15 protein-coding genes and 1 tRNA gene are annotated in these 20,364 nt (G+C 32.4%); 13 read left to right on the top strand and 3 right to left on the bottom strand.

The window, feature by feature from the left end; translation table 11 throughout:
- Window positions 1-116: 116 nt before the first annotated feature.
- Window positions 117-1,259, bottom strand: coding sequence for an acyl-CoA dehydrogenase (locus IEW41_RS12735; protein ID WP_188606753.1), 1,143 nt, complete (start codon window positions 1,257-1,259; stop codon window positions 117-119).
- Window positions 1,260-1,350: 91 nt separating this feature from the next.
- On the opposite strand from IEW41_RS12735, the gene IEW41_RS12730 reads away from it, so the two are divergent.
- The 8 genes from IEW41_RS12730 (at window position 1,351) to IEW41_RS12695 (ending at window position 8,509) form a co-directional block, all read left to right on the top strand.
- Complete coding sequence (locus IEW41_RS12730; protein ID WP_188606752.1) at window positions 1,351-2,415, top strand: anhydro-N-acetylmuramic acid kinase; 1,065 nt, start codon at window positions 1,351-1,353, stop codon at window positions 2,413-2,415.
- A gap of 66 nt (window positions 2,416-2,481) precedes the next feature.
- Window positions 2,482-3,708: a Glu/Leu/Phe/Val dehydrogenase dimerization domain-containing protein gene (locus IEW41_RS12725; protein ID WP_188606751.1), complete on the top strand. Its 1,227-nt coding sequence runs from the start codon at window positions 2,482-2,484 to the stop codon at window positions 3,706-3,708.
- 11 nt (window positions 3,709-3,719) lie between these two features.
- Window positions 3,720-5,114, top strand: coding sequence for a sodium:proton antiporter NhaD (gene nhaD, locus IEW41_RS12720; protein ID WP_188606750.1), 1,395 nt, complete (start codon window positions 3,720-3,722; stop codon window positions 5,112-5,114).
- A gap of 57 nt (window positions 5,115-5,171) precedes the next feature.
- A complete protein-coding gene (locus IEW41_RS12715) occupies window positions 5,172-5,867 on the top strand; it encodes a MotA/TolQ/ExbB proton channel family protein (RefSeq protein WP_188606749.1) in 696 nt (231 codons plus the stop codon).
- On the top strand, window positions 5,867-6,262 hold the full coding sequence (locus IEW41_RS12710) for an ExbD/TolR family protein (protein WP_188606748.1): 396 nt from the start codon (window positions 5,867-5,869) through the stop codon (window positions 6,260-6,262). Before IEW41_RS12715 ends, IEW41_RS12710 begins: the two co-directional genes overlap by 1 nt.
- Before the next feature lie 3 nt (window positions 6,263-6,265).
- On the top strand, window positions 6,266-7,153 hold the full coding sequence (locus tag IEW41_RS12705) for an energy transducer TonB (RefSeq protein ID WP_188606747.1): 888 nt from the start codon (window positions 6,266-6,268) through the stop codon (window positions 7,151-7,153).
- Window positions 7,154-8,371 (top strand): bifunctional folylpolyglutamate synthase/dihydrofolate synthase, encoded by a 1,218-nt coding sequence (locus IEW41_RS12700; RefSeq protein ID WP_188606746.1) that lies wholly within the window; start codon window positions 7,154-7,156, stop codon window positions 8,369-8,371.
- A gap of 63 nt (window positions 8,372-8,434) precedes the next feature.
- Window positions 8,435-8,509, top strand: a tRNA-Val gene (locus IEW41_RS12695).
- Between the two features lie 70 nt (window positions 8,510-8,579).
- Here the strand turns inward: IEW41_RS12695 and IEW41_RS12690 are convergent.
- Both IEW41_RS12690 and gldJ read right to left on the bottom strand, forming a co-directional pair.
- Complete coding sequence (locus IEW41_RS12690) at window positions 8,580-9,863, bottom strand: UDP-N-acetylmuramoyl-tripeptide--D-alanyl-D-alanine ligase (RefSeq protein WP_188606745.1); 1,284 nt, start codon at window positions 9,861-9,863, stop codon at window positions 8,580-8,582.
- Window positions 9,864-9,933: 70 nt separating this feature from the next.
- A complete protein-coding gene (gldJ, locus tag IEW41_RS12685; RefSeq protein ID WP_188606744.1) occupies window positions 9,934-11,613 on the bottom strand; it encodes a gliding motility lipoprotein GldJ in 1,680 nt (559 codons plus the stop codon).
- Between the two features lie 317 nt (window positions 11,614-11,930).
- On the opposite strand from gldJ, the gene porU reads away from it, so the two are divergent.
- The 5 genes from porU (at window position 11,931) to IEW41_RS12660 (ending at window position 20,285) form a co-directional block, all read left to right on the top strand.
- Window positions 11,931-15,773, top strand: a complete 3,843-nt coding sequence (gene porU / locus IEW41_RS12680) for a type IX secretion system sortase PorU (RefSeq protein ID WP_188606743.1) — start codon at window positions 11,931-11,933, stop codon at window positions 15,771-15,773.
- Between the two features lie 64 nt (window positions 15,774-15,837).
- Window positions 15,838-17,037 carry a type IX secretion system outer membrane channel protein PorV gene (gene porV / locus IEW41_RS12675; RefSeq protein ID WP_188606742.1) on the top strand — a complete coding sequence of 400 codons (1,200 nt, stop codon included), beginning with the start codon at window positions 15,838-15,840 and terminating at the stop codon, window positions 17,035-17,037.
- A gap of 78 nt (window positions 17,038-17,115) precedes the next feature.
- Complete coding sequence (cdd, locus tag IEW41_RS12670; protein WP_188606741.1) at window positions 17,116-17,598, top strand: cytidine deaminase; 483 nt, start codon at window positions 17,116-17,118, stop codon at window positions 17,596-17,598.
- Window positions 17,599-17,687: 89 nt separating this feature from the next.
- Window positions 17,688-18,686: a pyruvate dehydrogenase (acetyl-transferring) E1 component subunit alpha gene (pdhA, locus tag IEW41_RS12665; RefSeq protein WP_188606740.1), complete on the top strand. Its 999-nt coding sequence runs from the start codon at window positions 17,688-17,690 to the stop codon at window positions 18,684-18,686.
- Window positions 18,687-18,689: 3 nt separating this feature from the next.
- Window positions 18,690-20,285 (top strand): pyruvate dehydrogenase complex dihydrolipoamide acetyltransferase, encoded by a 1,596-nt coding sequence (locus IEW41_RS12660; RefSeq protein ID WP_188606739.1) that lies wholly within the window; start codon window positions 18,690-18,692, stop codon window positions 20,283-20,285.
- The last annotated feature ends 79 nt before the right edge of the window (window positions 20,286-20,364 follow it).

Genomic DNA, 20,364 nt, shown 5'->3' with positions numbered 1-20,364 from the left:
GCCCTTCATGTTTCCATGAAGGGCTTTTTGTTTTTAATCACACTCCAAATTTTAAACATAAAAAAATCCAACAATTATTATATTGTTGGATTTTTTTTACTTTATTAGGACTATAATTAGCCTTTAATCAAATTTCTTGAAATTACAATCTTCTGAATTTCAGAAGTACCTTCATAAATCTGTGTAATTTTTGCGTCACGCATTAGTCGCTCTACATGGTATTCTTTAACAAAACCATTACCACCATGAATTTGTACAGCTTCTACTGTATGAGTCATCGCAACTTTTGAAGCAAATAATTTAGCCATTGCACTTGAAACATCATAGTTGTTACCTTGATCTTTATCCCAAGCTGCTTTCATAACTAAATGCCTAGCAGCTTCAATATCAGTGTACATATCAGCTAGCTTAAATGCAATTGCTTGGTGATTGCAAATTTCAGTACCAAACGCTTTCCTTTCTTTACTATACTTTAAAGCAAGTTCATAAGCCCCAGAAGCTATACCTAATGCTTGTGAAGCAATACCAATTCGTCCACCAGAAAGTGTTTTCATTGCAAATTTAAAACCGAATCCATCTTCACCAATTCTATTAGCTTTAGGAACTTTAACATCATTAAATTGTAGTGTATGAGTATCACTTCCTCTAATGCCTAACTTATCTTCTTTTGGGCCGACATGAAAACCTGGAGTTCCTTTTTCTACAATAAATGCATTTATACCTCTGTGACCTTTGTCTTTGTCAGTTTGCGCTATTACTAAATAGACATCAGCTCTTCCTCCACTTGTAATCCAGTTTTTAGTACCATTAATAACATAATGGTCACCCATATCTATTGCAGTAGTTCTTTGAGATGTAGCATCACTACCAGCTTCTGGTTCACTTAAGCAAAATGCTCCAACAAACTCTCCAGTCGCTAATTTAGTTAAGTATTTTTGTTTTTGTTCTTCATTTCCATAGGCTTCAAGTCCATAACAAACTAAAGAGTTATTTACAGATACAATTACCGAAGCTGAAGCATCAACTTTAGATAATTCTTCCATTATTAATACATACGAAATGGCATCCATACCACTTCCTCCATATTTTGGATCGACCATAATACCCATAAAACCAAGATCTCCCATTTTTTTGACGAGTTCTTGTGGAAATTTTTGTTCGTTATCACGTTCTATAACGCCAGGAAGTAATTCTGTTTGTGCAAAATCGCGAGCTGCATCGCGAATCATGATATGTTCTTCTGTAAGACTAAAATCCATAGTTTGATTTTGTTGTTGATTTGATAAAAAATGATAGCAAAGATAGAGGTTTAATGGCATTTTTTCAAAACGAATTGCTATTTTTACTGATATGTTAAAAAATAGCTATAACGTTATAGGTGTCATGTCTGGAACATCGCTTGATGGCATTGATTTGGCGTATATTACCTTTACTCATAATAAAAAATGGGAATTTACTATTCATAAAGCAGAGACAGTTAAATATAGTCAGCAATGGCTTAAAAAACTAAAAAGTTTAGTTGCTTTGTCTATTTCTGAATTAAAAGTTTTAGATGACGATTATACGACTCATTTAAGTGAAATTATCAAAAAATTTATAGCAAAACACAATATTACAACCTTGGATGCAGTATGTTCTCATGGTCATACAGCATTGCATCGACCAGAAAATAGGTTAACTTATCAAATTGGTAACCTACCCAAAATTGCATTGATTACAAAACAAAAGGTTGTTTGTGATTTTAGAGTTGAAGATGTTGAACTTGGAGGTCAAGGTGCTCCATTGGTACCAATAGGAGATAGACTATTGTTTTCTGAATATGATTTTTGCTTGAATTTAGGAGGTTTTGCAAATATTTCCTCAGAGATTGATAATGAAAGGATTGCCTATGATATCTGTCCAGTTAATATTGTTTTAAATCATTATGTAAATAAGTTAGATTTGGATTATGATGACAAGGGCAAAATAGGATCTTCAGGAGAAATTAATATAGAACTATTGAATGATTTAAATTCATTAGAGTTTTATAAAAAGGAGCATCCAAAATCTTTAGGGTTAGAATGGGTTAAAACAGAAATATTTCCATTAGTAAACTCTTATAATCTTCAGGTTAATGATATTTTAAGAACACTAATTGAACACACTTCAATTCAAATAACAAAAGAAATTAATAAAAAAAGTAACGTAACAGTTTTAATAACTGGAGGAGGCGTTTACAACGATTTTTTAATTAAAAGTATTAAGGATAAGACTAAAAATGAGATTGTCATTCCAAATCAATTAATTATTGAGTTTAAAGAAGCATTGATTTTTGGGTTTCTAGGTGTTTTAAAATTACGAGATGAAGTCAACTGTTTAAGTAGTGTTACAGGAGCATTCAAAAATCATAGCTCAGGTAAAATATATATTCATTAAAATTATTAGAAAATTAATATTTAACGATTTTTAGTTTTTTATATTTGTTTCAGAATAACTAACTAGATGAAAGATTTACTTCAAAAGTACGAAGACAAAGAACCTGAAATTATTTTTAATTGGAAAGATCCTGAAACCGAAGCAGAAGGCTGGACAGTAATCAACTCATTACGAGGTGGAGCTGCTGGTGGTGGAACTCGTATGCGTAAAGGGCTTGATATGAATGAAGTTTTATCATTAGCCAAAACGATGGAAGTTAAGTTTACTGTTTCTGGACCTGCAATTGGTGGTGCAAAGTCTGGAATTAATTTTGATCCTCACGATCCAAGAAAAAAAGGCGTGTTAGAACGCTGGTATAAAGCAGTTTCACCATTACTTAAAAGTTATTATGGTACTGGTGGTGATTTGAATGTTGACGAGATTCATGAAGTAATTCCAATTACCGAAGAGAGTGGTGTTTGGCATCCACAAGAAGGTGTTTTCGAAGGTCATTTTAAGCCTACTCAAGCAGATAAAATTAATCGCATTGGTCAATTACGTCATGGTGTTATTAAAGTAATTGAAAACCCAAAATATTCTCCAGATGTTCGCCGAAAATATACAGTAGCCGATATGATTACTGGTTATGGTGTAGCAGAAGCTGCAAGACATTTTTATGACGTTCAAGGAGATTCAATAGTTGGTAAGCGAGCAATAGTTCAAGGTTTTGGTAATGTAGGTGCTGCTGCTGCTTTTTATTTATCGCAAATGGGAGCAAAGGTTGTTGGAATAATTGATATTGTTGGCGGATTAATTAAAGAAGAAGGCTTCACTTTTGAAGAAATCACTAACTTATACCTTAATAAAACCGGAAACACGCTTGTTAGTGATAATTTAATACCTTTTAATGTTATTAATGAAAAAATTTGGTCGTTAGAAACTGAAATATTCGCTCCCTGTGCAGCTTCAAGATTAATAACAAAACAACAAATAGATCAAATGATTGATACTGGTTTGGAAGTTATTTCATGTGGAGCTAATGTCCCTTTTGCAGATAAAGAGATTTTCTTTGGCCCTATAATGGAGTATACAGATAACAAAATCAGTTTAATTCCAGATTTTATTTCTAACTGTGGTATGGCAAGAGTGTTTGCATATTTTATGGAGCAAAAGGTACAAATGACAGATGATGCTATTTTTAGTGATACATCCAATAGAATAAAAGAAGCAATTAAAAAAGTATATAATAAAAATCAAACTAAAACAGGAGTAAGTGAGACAGCGTTTGAAATCGCTTTAAGTCAGCTTATTTAACATAAATATTTATGGAAACAGTAATTATATTAGTATTTGTAATAGGGTATTTAGCCATTACATTAGAGCACAGCATTAAAATTGACAAACTTATTCCTGCCTTAGTAATGATGGCAATAAGTTGGGCTCTTATTTCATTAGGATTAGAAACATTCCCACAATGGTTTGATTCAGCAAAGCATAGTTTATTAGAAGGATTTGGAGTAATGCCTCATGAAGAAAAGATGCATATAATGGAAGAAACATTATTACATCATTTAGGTAAAACTGCTGAAATTTTAGTTTTCCTTCTTGGAGCCATGACAATAGTTGAAATTATTGATTATTTTGATGGTTTTTCAACAATTAAAGGCTTTATAAAGACAAAGAGTAAGAAAAAAATACTTTGGATATTTTCAATTTTAGCATTCATTCTATCAGCAATAATAGATAATCTAACAGCTACAATTGTTTTAATATCTATACTACAAAAAATAGTAAAAGATAGAGATGTTCGTCTTTGGTATGCTGGTTTAATTATAATTGCGGCTAATGCAGGTGGAGCTTGGTCTCCTATAGGAGATGTAACTACAACAATGCTTTGGATAGGTAAAAAAGTATCAACAGATCACTTATTTGTTTACTTATTCTTACCGTCTTTAGTTTGTATGGCTATACCTTCATTTATTGCTTCATTTTTGCCTGTTTTCAAAGGAAAATTAGATATTGAAGAGAATGTAGATGATAAACCAAAAAGCAAATTTAGTTCTACAATGTTATATTTAGGACTTGGCGCAATAGTATCTGTGCCGATTTTTAAGACTATAACTCATTTGCCTCCATATGTAGGTATGATGTTAGCACTTGGCGTTGTAGCGATTTTTGCTGAATTATATAGTAGTTCAAAGTTTAGTTTAGCACAGTTCGATTCAGCAGAAAGTGATGCACATGCACATCATAGTCCTGTACATGCTTCTTTATCTAAAATTGAATTACCGAGTATATTATTTTTCTTAGGAATTTTAATGGCTGTTGCAGCACTTGAATCTTTAGGGATTTTGTTCGAATTTGCAACTGCTTTAAAAGAGGGTATGCCAATGTTAGGAACAGAGTTACATCATACAGGAGTCTCTGATTTAGTAATTTTACTTTTAGGTGTTGCATCTGCAGTAATTGATAATGTACCATTAGTAGCAGCAAGTTTAGGAATGTTTTCAGAGCCTATGGATAATGAACTTTGGCATTTTGTTGCTTATTCAGCTGGTACAGGAGGAAGTATGCTAATTATTGGTTCGGCAGCTGGTGTTGTCGCAATGGGAATGGAGAAAATAGATTTCTTTTGGTATTTGAAAAAAATCTCTTGGTTAGCCTTAATTGGGTTTTTAGCAGGCGCAGTTACATTTATGTTTACTAGAACAATATTTTAAAAGATATACTTAAGTTATTTTTTATACGTTAATACACTAATTAAACAAATTATAAATATGATATTACTGAGTAATATTCAAGATGGAGCAGAATTAGTTCCTGAAGGAGAATCTGTAGAAAAAACACTTTCTATTATCGAATTAATTGGTAGTGGTGGTACTGCAGGAATGATTATTATAGCCATCCTATTTGTGCTATTGTTTGTGGCCTTATATATTTATTTTGAGCGCATTTTTGCAATAAAAGCAGCATCAAAAATTGATGCAAATTTTATGAATCAAATTAAAGACCATGTGTCGCATGGTAAAATAGATTCAGCTCAATTATTATGTGCACAAGTAAATTCGCCAGTATCAAGGTTAATTAATAAAGGTATTACGAGAATTGGTAAACCTCTAGCTGATATAAATACAGCAATAGAAAACGCTGGTCGTCTAGAAGTTTATGAATTAGAAAAAAACGTTTCTGTTTTAGCAACAATTTCTGGCGTAGCTCCAATGATTGGGTTTCTTGGAACGGTTATTGGAATGATACTTTCTATATTTGAGATAGCTAATTCTGGTGGACAAATAGATATTAAGTTATTAGCTGACGGATTATATACAGCAATGACAACTACAGTTGGTGGACTTATAGTAGGTATTGTAGCATATATGGCATATAATCATTTAGTTGTAAAAACTGATAAAGTGATATACCAAATGGAAGCTAATTCGTTAGAGTTTTTAGACCATTTAAACGAGCCAATTTAATGAGAATTAGAGGAAGAAATAAAGTAACACCTGAGTTCAATATGTCGTCAATGACAGATATTGTATTCTTGTTATTGATATTTTTCATGTTGGCATCAACTTTGGTAACAACTAATGCAATAGACATATTGTTACCAAAAGCTAGTGGGAAAACTGAAAACAAAAAGTCAGTTGCAGTTAGTATAAAAGAAAATTTAACATACTATATAGATCAAAAAGTTGTTGGTGAAAGTATGTTAGAATCAGAATTAAAAACACTATTAGCTAATCAAGAAGAACCAACAATTGTTTTAAGAGCAGAAAAATCTGTAGCAGTAGAGCATGTTGTAAAAGTTATGGACATTGCTAATAGAAATAAATTTAAAGTTATTTTGGCAGTTAAGCCTAATGATTAAAAAATGAAATATTTAGAAACCATACATGAGCGAAATTCAGCAAAAATCACAACACTAATTGTGGTCATTTTGTTGTTGCTTTTATTTGTAGTTGGTCATAAATATATGGATCCACCATTAGAATATGGTGTTGCAGTAAATTTTGGAAATTCTGAAGTAGGTAGCGGAGATGTTCAACCCTTAGAGCCAATAAAATCTGAGCCGAGAGAAGTTATTGAAGAGCCTCAAGTTAAAGAATCTAAAGTTGAGCAAACAAAAGCCGAGCCTTCAAAATCTGAAAAAGCTGCTGAAAAAGTTTTAACTGAAGATAATGCTGAATCTATAGCCATAAAAAAACAAAAAGAAGCTGCTGATGCAAAAGCAAAAGCAGATGCAAAGGCTAAGTCAGATGCAGAACGAGTACAAAGAGAGAAAGAAGTAGCTGAAGCCAAAAAAAGACAAGAAGAAGCTGATAAAAAAGCAAAACTTGATGCCTTAATAAGTGGTGTAAAAAAATCGGATGGTAAAACAGCAGGAGGAGAAGGCCCTGATGGTAAGCCAGGTGATAAGGGCCAATTAGATGGAGATCCATATGCGCCAAGTTATTTTGGACAGCCAGGAACAGGAAGCGGAGGCAATGGTACTGGATATGGACTCAATGGACGAGGGAAGCCTACAAACGGTAAAGTTGTGCCAGATTGTAATGAAGAAGGTAGAGTAGTTGTTGAAATTCATGTAAATAGAGAAGGTAGAGTAGTTAATGCAATTCCTGGGAAAAAAGGAACCACAGGAGATTTGTGTTTATATGAAGCTGCAAAAAAAACAGCACTAACATATAAATGGCCTGCGGATTCCAAAGCACCAGTTACTCAAATAGGTTTTGTAAAAATTGATTTTAGTGTTACTCAATAAATGACTTACCAAGATACTGTCAACTGGATGTTTAAGCAGTTACCAATGTATCAAAGCCAAGGTAAAACTGCATACAAGGCCAATTTAGACAACACATTACTTTTAGCAAAACACCTAAACAATCCTGAAAATAAATTTAAAACCATTCATGTAGCAGGTACAAATGGAAAAGGGTCTACTAGTCATATGTTGGCTTCAATACTTCAAGAAGCAGGATATAAAGTAGGTTTGTATACTTCACCACATTTAAAAGACTTTAGAGAGCGTATAAAGATTAATGGCAAAGATGTGAGCAAACAATTTGTTATTGGCTTTATACATAAGCATAAGTCATTTTTTGAGGCAAACTCACTGTCATTTTTTGAAATGACTGTTGGAATGGCTTTCGATTATTTTTCAAGGAAAAAAGTAGATATAGCCATTATTGAAGTTGGTATGGGAGGACGATTAGATTCTACCAATATAATTACGCCTGAAGTATCAGTAATTACTAATATAGGATTAGATCATACACAATTTTTAGGAACGACATTAGAAGCTATCGCTGTTGAAAAGGGAGGAATCATAAAGCCTAACATTCCTGTCGTGATAGGTGAAACACAAACCGAGACACAATCTGTATTTAAAAGTTTGGCTAAAAAAAATCATTCAGAAATTTATTTTGCTGATCATAACATTGACAAAGTTTTTGAGTCTGACCTGAAAGGATTTTATCAACAAAGAAATATCAAAACTGTTCTCCAAACTATAAAAGTTGTCAACTCTAAGTCTTTAAAAATCTCAGATAAAAATTTAAAACAAGGATTGCTTAACGTTGTAAATAATACTGGATTAAAAGGGCGTTGGCAAATATTGCAGAATTCACCTAAAGTTATTTGTGATACAGCACATAATAAAGAAGGTTTAAAATATGTAATCAATCAGCTCTTAAATGAAAACTTTAACCAATTGCATATTGTTTTTGGAGTTGTAAATGACAAAGATGTAGACTCAATTTTTCCGTTACTACCAAAAGAAGCTATTTATTATTTTTGTAGGCCCAATTTGCCAAGAGGTTTAGATGCAACAAAATTACATGATGTTTTTGTCTCCAATGGCTTCAAAGGCAATGTGTATCAGAGTGTTGAAGAAGCTTTAAATAGTGCAAAACAATATGCAGTTACTGATGATTTAATTTATGTTGGTGGAAGTACTTTTGTTGTAGCAGAAATAATTTAATTTTTTTTAAAAAAACCTTTTGCGAAATGAAAAACTAATTTATATTTGCAGTCCAATAACGAAGGGCGATTAGCTCAGCTGGTTCAGAGCACCTCGTTTACACCGAGGGGGTCGGGGGTTCGAACCCCTCATCGCCCACTAATCTAAAAAAGTTCATACAAACGTATGAACTTTTTTTATTGTGTTAAATCAATGCTGTTTAAGTTGATTAAAGAAGTTCTAAAATGCGCTCAAGAGCCATTCCACGAGAACCTTTTATAAGTATAAATTTATTTTTTATTTGATTTAGTTGTAGTTCAGCTTTCAAATCATCAAAAGTCTCAAACTTTAATATAGAAGTAATATTTACTTTGGTTTTGTAAAAATTTTTACCAACTAAAAAGGTATTACCTATATTGTTCTTCTCAAGATAATTTACAATATTCTGGTGTTCTTCTTCAGCTGTTGATCCTAGCTCAAACATATCTCCCAAAAACAAAATTTTATAGTTTTTTTCCAATTGTTTAAAGTTTTCTAATGCTGCTAACATACTAGTTGGATTTGCGTTATACGCATCCATAATTATAGTATTACTACCTTTTTCTATTAGTTGCGACCTATTGTTTGTTGGTACATAACTTTCAATTGCAGAAACGATATTATTTAAATCTATTTTAAAGTAATTGCCTATAGCAATAGCAACAGCAATATTATTAAAGTTATATGTGCCTGCTAGATTGCTTTTAATTATTTTTTCTTTATATCTTATAGTTACAAAAGGTTGTGTGCTAACGAGTTCTATTACCGAATCGCTTGTAGAAGCTGTGCCAAATTTGTTTAAGTTATTATATTCTTCTGTCTGTTTTACTTGAGTTAAATCATTCTCATTAACAAAAATTAGTTTATTATGCTCTTTTAAATGATCATATAATTCTGACTTAGCTTTTATAACGCCTTCAATGCTTCCAAACCCTTCTATGTGAGCTTTTCCAAAGTTTGTTATCAATCCATAATCTGGTAAGGCTATATTGCTTAATAGCTCAATTTCCTTATGGTGATTTGCTCCCATCTCAATAATACCAATTTGAGTATCTTTAGTTAGTTTAAGAAGTGTTAAAGGGACTCCAATATGGTTGTTTAAATTTCCTTGTGTAGCTACAGTTTTAAATTGAGTCGATAAAACTGCATTTATCAACTCTTTAGTGGTTGTTTTTCCATTACTACCTGTTAATGCTATGATTGGAATATTTAACTGTTTTCTGTGGTATGTTGCAAGTTGTTGTAATGTTTTAAGTACATCACTCACGAGTAAATAATTTTTATTGATTGCATATTCTTTTTCATCAACAACACAATATTTGGCTCCTTCTTTTAAAGCTTTTTCTGCAAATGTATTACCATTAAAATTTTCACCTTTTAGTGCAAAAAACATACTGTTTTTTGTAATTTTTCTTGTGTCTGTACTTACTGAATCGCACTGCAGAAAGTAGTTGTAAATTTGATCTATACTCATAAAATAAATGTAATAAAAAAAGTCCCAACACAAAGGTTAGGACTTTTTTTATTTATTAAAAATTATAAAATTAATTTCTAGTCTTATTTTTTCCTTTTGATTTTGAACCAACTCTAGACATTGCACATCTAAATCCGATGTAGTCTGTTGCCATATCTTGTGGGAAATAACGACGTTGAGCTGGGTCAATCCAGTATTCTCTATCTTTCCAAGAACCACCTTTATAAACTCTAGCGTTATCATTAATTAATGATGTTCTTTCATTAGATTTATCATAATTTTTAATTAACGCTCCAGCAGAATCTCTTTCAATTTTATGCTTTGGTGAGTTATACATTTTACCTGTTTCACTATCTGTAACAGTTTCATCTTCATTGAAATTTCCACCAAATTGACGCGAAGAACGTTTGTCTCCATCTCTAAAGTTTCTATTATCACTAGAATCAAAATTTGTTCTTAAGTATGTTTCATTTTCATTAACAGGAACTTGGTGTATTTCTCCTGGTAAATTTCTTGGAACTATTTTACCGTTGCTAAGTGTATCGTAAACGATATCATCTGTAGTTACAACTTTTACAGTTCCATCATCATTAATTGCATTTTTAGTATAAACGTTTCCACGATAGTAGTTGAAATCGTTAAACTCATCATCAACAATTGGTCGATAAACATCGGCAACCCATTCTGCAACATTTCCTGCCATATCATATAAACCAAAATCGTTAGGCTCATAAGATTTTACTTCAGCAGTAATATCAGCACCATCATCAGACCATCCAGCGATTCCGCCATAATCCCCTTTACCTTGCTTAAAGTTTGCTAACTGATCTCCTTTGGTTTTTCTTTTTCCTGATCTTGTATAAGAACCACTCCAAGGATATTTTTTTCTTCCACGAATAGTATTGTAGCTTCTCAATTCACTTAATCCTAGAGCTGCATATTCCCATTCCGCTTCAGAAGGCAAACGATATTCTGGAGTTATAATACCAGATTCTCTTTTTGCATATACATTAATTTCTTCACCAGCTGCATTTGTTTGTGTTCTTCTTTTACCTCCATTTAATATTTCATCGTTTCCACCAAAAGTTTCAGTTGGAGCGTTAATATAAGTGTCAGTATTAAAGTTTGCATCAGCAGAAACATCTGTTATACGAGCATCTCTTTTTAAGTAACCAGCATCTTCTAAATAAAGTTCATTTACACGATCAGTTCTCCAATCAGCAAATTCAACAGCCTGAATCCAGCTAACACCAACAACAGGGTACTCACCATAACCTGGATGACGTAAGTAGTTTTCTGTCATCATTTCAGCGTAGCCTAAACGATTTCTCCAAACTAAAGTGTCAGGTAATGCGCCTTCGTATATTAATTTGAAATTTGGATCATCTGGAGGATAAACTCGTTTTAACCAATCTAAATATTCTAAATACATTTTATTGGTAACTTCGGTTTCATCCATGTAAAATGATTGTACGTGTTGCTGATTAGGAGAGTTATTCCAATCATGCATCACATCATCTTGTACTTTACCCATAGTAAATGTACCACCTTCAATAAAAACTAAACCAGGCGAAGTGGCTTGTTCTTTAAAATTCGTATTGTACTGAAAACCACCATTTTTGTCATTGATTTTCCATCCAGTAGCTCTGGAATCGTTCTTAGATGACGATGATCTTTTACAGCTAAACATTGCTAAAGATAGCATTAGGGCTAATAATATCCTTAGATTTAAGACGTTTTTCATATCCATACTTTTTAAGTAAGCTAGTTAAATTTAGAGACGCAATATAGTAATTATAGAAATATTAACAACATTTTTTTAATCTATTTTACAAAAAAAATTGCATTTCATCCTTTTTTTTATACATAACAACGGATTTTTAATCAGTTTATCGATGTAATTTGTTTCTCAATAACGGTTGAAAAAATCATTTATTGTTGTAATTTTGAATAAAAAATTGCAACCTTATAATAACCTAATATTGTTAACGTTATTTATACTGATGATTTAATATTAGTTTTTAGCCGCTTTATGACTATTTATTATAATAAAGATTGACCAAATTGATGAAAAAATACTCTCTTCTAATTACTCTTCTGTTTTTTTCTATTTGTTTTTCACAACAAAAGAGATTTGAAATCAATTGGAGTGGAACAACAATTTTAAAGACAGATTACTCAACTATTGAAGTGCCAACTTTTAATAAAGAGAATTTTAGTTTTGATGAAACTAAAGGTTTAACTTTCTTTTCAGAGTGGGAAGCAAATAGTGAAATTAATGAAAGTTCGGTTAATTTAAGTAATGTAAGTTATTCAGTTATTTCTGTTACTGAATTAAAAGGGTTGTCAATTAATACGATTCCTAATACTCCAAAAATTAAATTATCAAATACTAATGCAAGAGGCAAACGCTCTGTGTTTTTTGAATTAACACCTATTATTAATGATAATGGAGTATATAAAAAGATAACTTCTTTTACTGTTAATTATAATGCATCTTCAAACAGAAATGCTTTAGCTGCAGAGCCTCAGGCTATTGTTAATTCAGTACTAAGTTCTGGTCAATGGTATCGTTTTTATGTAGATAAAACAGGAGTATTTAGAATTTCAAAAAGTTTTTTAAATCAATTAGGTGCGAATACCAATGTTGACCCTCGAACTGTTAAAATATATGGTAATGGTGGAGCAATGTTACCAATGCCTAATTCAGTTAGCTACCCTTTAGACTTAACTGAAAATGCTATTAAGTTTGTAGGAGAAGAAGATGGTGTCTTTAATAATGAAGATTATATATTGTTTTATGCTGAAGGCCCAACAGGATATAATGCAGAGAGTATTACGAATATTAATGCTTACACAGACAAATCTTACTATTATGTAAATATAAGTAATGGCAATGGTAAACGAATTCAAAACATGGTTCAACCAAATCAAGCAGCAAATATTAACGTGAATACATTTCAAGATTATCAATTCTACGAAGTTGATGAGTTTAATATAGCAAAGCTTGGTAGACGTTGGTTTAGTGATAGATTTGATATAGAAAATGAAAAAGTATTTAGTTTTAGTTTTCCAAATTTAATAACAACAGAACCAGTTAGGTTAAGAGTACTTGCGGCAGCTACAGCAGACGTGCAAACTACAATGCAAGTAAAAGCTAATGGTAATGCGATTGGGACTTTAGCATTTCAGCCAATTAATGATTCTACATTAGCTAGTGGAAACTCTTTAGATAATAATATTACCGTTAATTCATCAGATATTGATGTTACTTTAACATACAATAATAATGGAAACCCTTCCTCACATGGCTATTTAGACTTTATTTCTTTAGAAGCTACTAGAAGTTTAAATTTTGAAGGAGATCAATTCATTTTTAAAAAAAATAGCATAGCAAGTTCTTCAGGAGTTGTTGAATATCAAATTTCTAATACATCAAATGTATCTGAAGTTTGGGATATTACAAATAAGTATGATGTAACAAATGTTATTAATTCTAATCAAAGTGCTACACTAAATTTTAAAGCAACCGCAGGAACATTAAGAAAGTATTTGGTTGTAACACCTTCAGATTATTACGTGCCATTAAGAGATGCTAATACCAGAGTTAATAATCAAAATATTAAGGGAACAATATTTAATAATGCCCAAGGACAATTTCAAGATGTTGACTACATAATTATTTCACCAAACAATTTTTTATCTCAAGCAGAAAGGTTAGCTCAAATTAATCGAGATCAGTATAATTTAAACGTTAAAGTTGTAACTCTAAATGAAATTTATACTGAATTTAGCTCTGGAAATCAAGATATTTCAGCCATTAGAAACCTTGTAAAATATGTATATGACAATGCAAGTGCTCCAGAAAACAGATTAAAATATTTATGTCTTTTTGGAGATGCTTCTTTTGATTATAAAAGTAGAATAAATAATAACACCAATATTGTTCCTGTATGGCATTCGTATAATAGTTTTAGTTTGACAAATTCTTTTGCTTCAGATGATTTCTTTGGAATGATGGACAGTAACGAAGGTAATATGGCAACTTCTAATAAATTAGATATAGCTGTTGGAAGAATTCTTGCAGAGACTCCTCAACGAGCAAAAGAGATGGTTGATAAAATTGATTTGTATTATCAAACAGGTTCATACGGAAGTTGGAGAAATAATTTTATTATCATTTCTGATGATGTAGATGAGCCTTATGAGGCTGTTTTACAACAGACCACAGATAATATAGCAAACGAAATAACGACAGAAAAGCCATTTTTAAATCCTATAAAAATACATGCAGATTCTTATCAGCAACAAGCATCAGCAAGTGGAGAAAGGTATCCAGCTGTAAACAAAGCTGTAAGAGATGCTATTGATGTTGGAGCATTGGTGATTAATTATTTTGGGCATGGAGGAGAAGATGGGCTTGCTCACGAGCGTATTTTCGATAAAAATGATTCTCAGGAAGTAAGCAATATATGTAAGTTTAATTGTTTTGTTACTGTTACTTGTGAGTATACTAAGTTTGATGATCCAACTCGTCCTACTGCAGGAGAATATTTGTATTGGAATAAACAAGGAGGATCTATAGGTCTTATAACAACAACTAGAGCAGTTTTTGTAAGTGTAGGAGTTTCTTTTAATATCGTTTTAGAACAATACCTTTTTGCTTATGGGTCAAACGAATATCCTTCTATGGCTGAGGCATTACGACTAACTAAAACACACTCATCAATTACTGGAATTGAACAAAAACTATTAGTGTTTTTTATAGGTGATCCAGCAATGAAGCTATCTTTTGCTAGGCCAAATATAAAACTTACTAAAATAAATGATGTGCCAATTGGGCAAAATAACGATGTTCTTGAAGCCTTAAGTAGAATAAAATTATCTGGAGAAGTTGTTGATGTTTCAGATAACCTATTATCAAATTATAATGGTGTATTAACAGCAACAATATTTGATAAAGAAATTGATAGACAAACATTAGGAAATGATGGAACCGTTCAAAATGGACAATATGTAATTATGAATTTTAAAACACTTGGCGAAGTTATTTTTAAAGGTCAAGCAACAATTACTAATGGTCAGTTTGATTTCGAGTTTGTTGTGCCTAGAGATATAGGTGTTCCAGTCGGGCCAGGTAAAGTGAGTTTTTATGCTAAAACAGAAAACCCATTACAAGACCAAGCAGGATCAAGTTTCGATATACAAGTTGGAGGCATTAACGAAAATGCAGAAGAAGATAATGTTGGGCCAGTTATTAACTTGTTTATGAATGATGAAAATTTTGTGTCAGGAGGAATTACGAATGAAGCGCCAACGCTTTTAGTAAAGCTGCAAGATGATAATGGTATTAACACAGCAAGTGGTATTGGTCATGATATTGTCGCCACTATTGATGGTGATGAAACAAATCCATACGTTTTAAATGATTATTATCAAGCTAATGTAGATGATTATACAAATGGAAAAGTCTCTTATGGATTCAGAGATTTAACACCAGGATTGCACACTTTAACATTAAAAGCTTGGGATGTATATAACAATTCATCAACCGCTGAAATACAGTTTATTGTACATGATAAAGATGAAGAATTAGTCATTAACAATGTATTAAACTACCCAAATCCGTTCATAAATTACACCGAATTTTGGTTTAATCACAATAGTTCAGAGCCTTTAGACGTTTCTATACAGATATTCACTGTTTCAGGAAAGTTGGTAAGAACCTTAAATGGTCAAACAACTGGAGGTATAAAATCAACCAGTAATTTATCTAAAGATATCGTTTGGGATGGAAGAGATGATTTTGGAGATAAAATAGGAAAAGGAGTTTATATTTATAAACTCAAAGTAAGGTCAAATCAGCTTAATAAACAGGTCGAAAAGATTCAAAAACTTGTAATACTATAATAAAAATTTATATTTGCTTAATAAATTAATGCCTCAAACGCACTAATTAGAACCCAAAAATTGTATGAAAAAATTAATTTTAACTCTTATCACATTAACAGTTTATAATATATCTACTGCACAAGAAACAATTATTTTTGATAATCAATCTTCAGTTATAACAACTGGAGTTCCTTTTTTACTTATTGCATCAGATGCACGTGCTGCTGGTATGGGAGATATGGGAGTTGCTACATCTGTAGATGCTTACTCACAACAATGGAATCAATCAAAATATGCGTTTTCTGAAGCTAAATCTGGTATTGGTGTTAGTTATACACCATATTTAAGTAAACTGGTGAATGATATTTTTCTTGGAAATGTAACCTATTTTAATAGACTTAATGAACGTAGTGCTTTTGCAGCAAGTTTTAAGTATTTTAGTTTAGGTGAAATAGGTATCGTGCAAGATGAATTTTCTGAAGAACTAATTGAAAAACCAAACGAACTTACAATAGACGCATCGTACTCTTTACGTTTGGCAGATCAATTCTCAATGGCTGTAGGTTTACGTTATTTACGTTCAGACCTTAGAATTCAAGCTGTCGATGCAAATGCTAGTGCAGCAAGTTCAATTGCTGTAGATATTTCTGGTTACTATCAAAGTGAAGAAAATGCTTACGATAGTTTTAATGGTCGTTGGAGAGCAGGTTTTGCAATTCAAAATTTAGGTCCAACAATTAAGTATGACGATGCTGGACGTGAGAACTTCTTACCAACAAACTTAAGACTTGGTGGTGGTTTCGATTTTATTTTTGATGATTATAATAAAGTAGCAGTTACTGCAGAGATTACTAAGCTATTAGTGCCATCACCTCCAATTTTAGGATTTGTTGATAATAATGATAATGGAACACAAGATAGTGATGAGCCAACTATAATTGTTGAAGGGCAATCTAATGATGTAAGCTTTATAAAAGGCGTATTCCAATCATTTGGTGATGCTCCAGGAGGATTCAGTGAAGAGCTTAAAGAATTTACTTGGGCTTTAGGAGCTGAATATCAATATGAAGATTCATTTGCATTTAGAGCAGGATATTTTAATGAAAGCGAAGAAAAAGGTGCACGTAAGTTTTTTGCTTTAGGAGCAGGATTTAAGTATACAACTATAAATATAGATATGTCGTATTTATTCTCAGCATCTAAAGTACAAAGCCCTTTAGAAAATACATTACGTTTTTCTCTAACCTTTAACTTTGGTGATGGAGAGTATGATGAATATTAGTAGTAATTAAAATAAGATATATAAAGACTATTGTTTTACTTAAAAGCAATAGTTTTTTTATCTAATACCATTTTTAAAATGAAGGAAGTAAAAATTGAGTCAACATTACTTGTATATGATAACTTTGATGAATTACCATCAGATGTTGCAATGTTGATGAGCAAAGCAATTGAAGTAAGGCAAAAAGCATATGCGCCTTACTCTAATTTTTATGTAGGTGCAGCAATATTGCTAGATAACGACGAAATAGTAACTGGTAATAATCAAGAAAATGCATCTTATCCATCTGGATTGTGTGCAGAACGAACAGCAATTTATTATGCTGGAGCTCAGTATCCTGATGCGAAAATTATCAGAATGGCATTAACAGCTGGCTCTAAATCTCACCAAACCCTAACTCCAATACCACCTTGTGGAGCTTGTCGTCAGGCTATTGCCGAATACGAAGTAAAGCAAGAATCTCCAATTGAGATTTATTTTATGGGAGAAACAGGCAAAGTAGTAATGTCAAATTCACTAGCTAATTTATTGCCTTTAGTTTTCGATAAGTCGTTTCTATAACGATTTCGTAGAAATTTTACGAATAACAGTTTTTTCATTAGTAACTAAAGTACTATTTTTGTTATTCGTTTACTAAACTAACGTTACCAATGCAAAAAATCACAAAGGAAGTATACCTTAAGTGGTATGAGGATATGTTATTCTGGAGAAAGTTTGAAGACAAACTTGCAGCTGTATATATTCAACAAAAAGTAAGAGGATTTCTTCACTTGTATAATGGTCAAGAAGCTGTATTAGCAGGAGCTTTACATGCTATGGATTTGACTAAAGATAAAATGATAACCGCTTATCGTAATCACGTACAACCAATAGGTATGGGAGTTGATCCTAGACGTGTTATGGCAGAGCTATATGGGAAAGCAACAGGAACTTCGCAAGGTCTTGGAGGTTCTATGCATATCTTCTCTAAAGAACACCGTTTTTATGGTGGTCATGGTATTGTTGGAGGTCAAATTCCACTAGGAGCTGGTATAGCTTTTGGAGACAAATATCATGGTAGCGATGCTGTTACCTTATGTTGTTTTGGTGATGGAGCTGCAAGACAAGGTTCTCTTCACGAAACTTTTAACCTAGCTATGCTTTGGAAACTTCCAGTAGTATTTGTTTGTGAAAACAATGGTTATGCTATGGGAACTTCTGTTGAGCGTACAGCAAACCATACAGATATCTGGAAACTTGGTTTAGGTTATGAAATGCCTTCAGGACCAGTAGATGGTATGAATCCTGTAAAAGTTGCAGAGGCGTTTGATGAAGCAATTCAAAGAGCACGTCGAGGTGATGGTCCAACTTTCCTAGAGTTAAAAACATACAGATATAGAGGTCACTCAATGAGTGATGCTCAACATTATAGAACTAAAGAAGAAGTTGCAGAATATCAAAAGATAGACCCAATTACTCAAGTAAAAGATATTTTGCTTGAAGAAAAGTATGCAACAGAAAAGGATATTGAAGTTATAGATAAGAGAGTAAAAGATTTAGTTTCTGAATGCGAAAAATTCGCTGAAGAATCTCCATATCCAGAACTTAATGTAATGTACGATGCAGTATATGAGCAAAAAGATTATCCGTTTATTCAACATAAAATATAAGCTATGGCAGAAATCATAAACATGCCTCGTTTGAGCGACACCATGGAAGAAGGAACTGTTGCTACTTGGTTGAAAAAAGTAGGAGACAAAGTTAGTGAAGGTGATATTCTTGCCGAAATTGAAACTGATAAAGCGACTATGGAGTTTGAATCGTTTCATGAAGGAACATTACTTCATATTGGTGTACAAGAAGGGGAGACTACAAAAGTTGATGAGCTTTTAGCAATTATAGGAAAAGAAGGAGAAGATATTTCTGCACTTTTAAAAGGAGCAGAATCTAAACCTAAAGCTGAAGAAAAAGAAGCTAAAGAAGAAACTAAAACTGAAACAACAACAAGCGTTGAGATTCCAAAAGGTGTAACTGTGGTTACTATGCCACGACTAAGTGACACTATGGAAGAAGGTACTGTAGCTACTTGGCTTAAAAAAATTGGTGATGAGGTTAGTGAAGGCGATATTCTTGCCGAAATAGAAACCGATAAAGCTACTATGGAGTTTGAATCGTTTCAGTCAGGAACTTTATTGCATATAGGATTACAAGAAGGAGAGTCGGCAAAAGTAGATTCACTTTTGGCTATTATTGGTCCAAAAGGAACTGATGTTTCTGCTATTGCAAAAAACTTTAAAATAGAAGGCGCTTCTGAAAAAACTGAAGAAACTCCTAAAGCTGAAACTAAAGTTGAAGCACCAAAACAAGAAACTACACCTAATGTAACGTCGAGCGTAGCCGAGACATCTTCAAACGGAAGAGTATTTGTGTCGCCATTAGCTAAAAAAATGGCTGAAGAAAAAGGCATTAATTTATCTCAGGTAAAAGGTAGTGGTGAGCATGGACGTATTGTAAAACGCGATATCGAAAACTTTACTCCTGGAGCTGTGTCAGCTGCTGCAGTTGGTAAATTTGTTCCATCAGGACAAGAAGATTTTGATGAGAAACCAAATTCTCAAATGCGTAAAGTAATTGCTAAACGTTTAGCAGAATCTAAATTTACTGCTCCACACTATTACTTAAATGTGGAGTTCGATATGGAAAATGCAATTGCTTTTAGAGAGCAATTCAACTCCATTCCAGATACTAAAATTTCATTCAACGATATGATTGTTAAAGCTTGTGCTTTAGCATTAAAACAGCATCCGCAAGTAAACTCACAATGGTTTGCAGATAAAATGCGATTAAATAATCATGTACATATTGGTGTTGCAGTTGCAGTTGAAGACGGTTTGGTAGTTCCTGTGGTTCGTTTTGCTAATGAGCAAAGTTTACCTCAAATTGGTGCTGCAGTAAAAGATTATGCTGGTAGAGCAAGAAACAAAAAACTAACACCTCAAGAAATGGAAGGTAGCACGTTTACGGTTTCTAATCTTGGTATGTTTGGTATTGAGAGTTTTACATCAATTATAAATCAACCAAATTCAGCAATTTTATCTGTTGGAGCCATAGTTGAAAAACCAGTGGTTAAAAAAGGTCAAATAGTTGTTGGTAATACTATGAAGTTGTGTTTAGCTTGCGACCATAGAACTGTTGATGGAGCTACTGGAGCTCAATTCCTTCAAACACTAAAAGGATATATTGAGAATCCTGTAACGATGTTAGTATAATAAATAAATTGTCATTCTGAACTTGTTTCAGAATCTATAGCAATATCAATCCTGCTTCACGAATTTGAAGCAGGATTTT

This window comes from Aquaticitalea lipolytica, from assembly GCF_014641635.1.
Taxonomy (GTDB): domain Bacteria; phylum Bacteroidota; class Bacteroidia; order Flavobacteriales; family Flavobacteriaceae; genus Aquaticitalea; species Aquaticitalea lipolytica.
The sequence above is the reverse complement of the archived record's forward strand: the minus strand, read 5'-3'. Positions and strand labels throughout refer to the sequence as shown.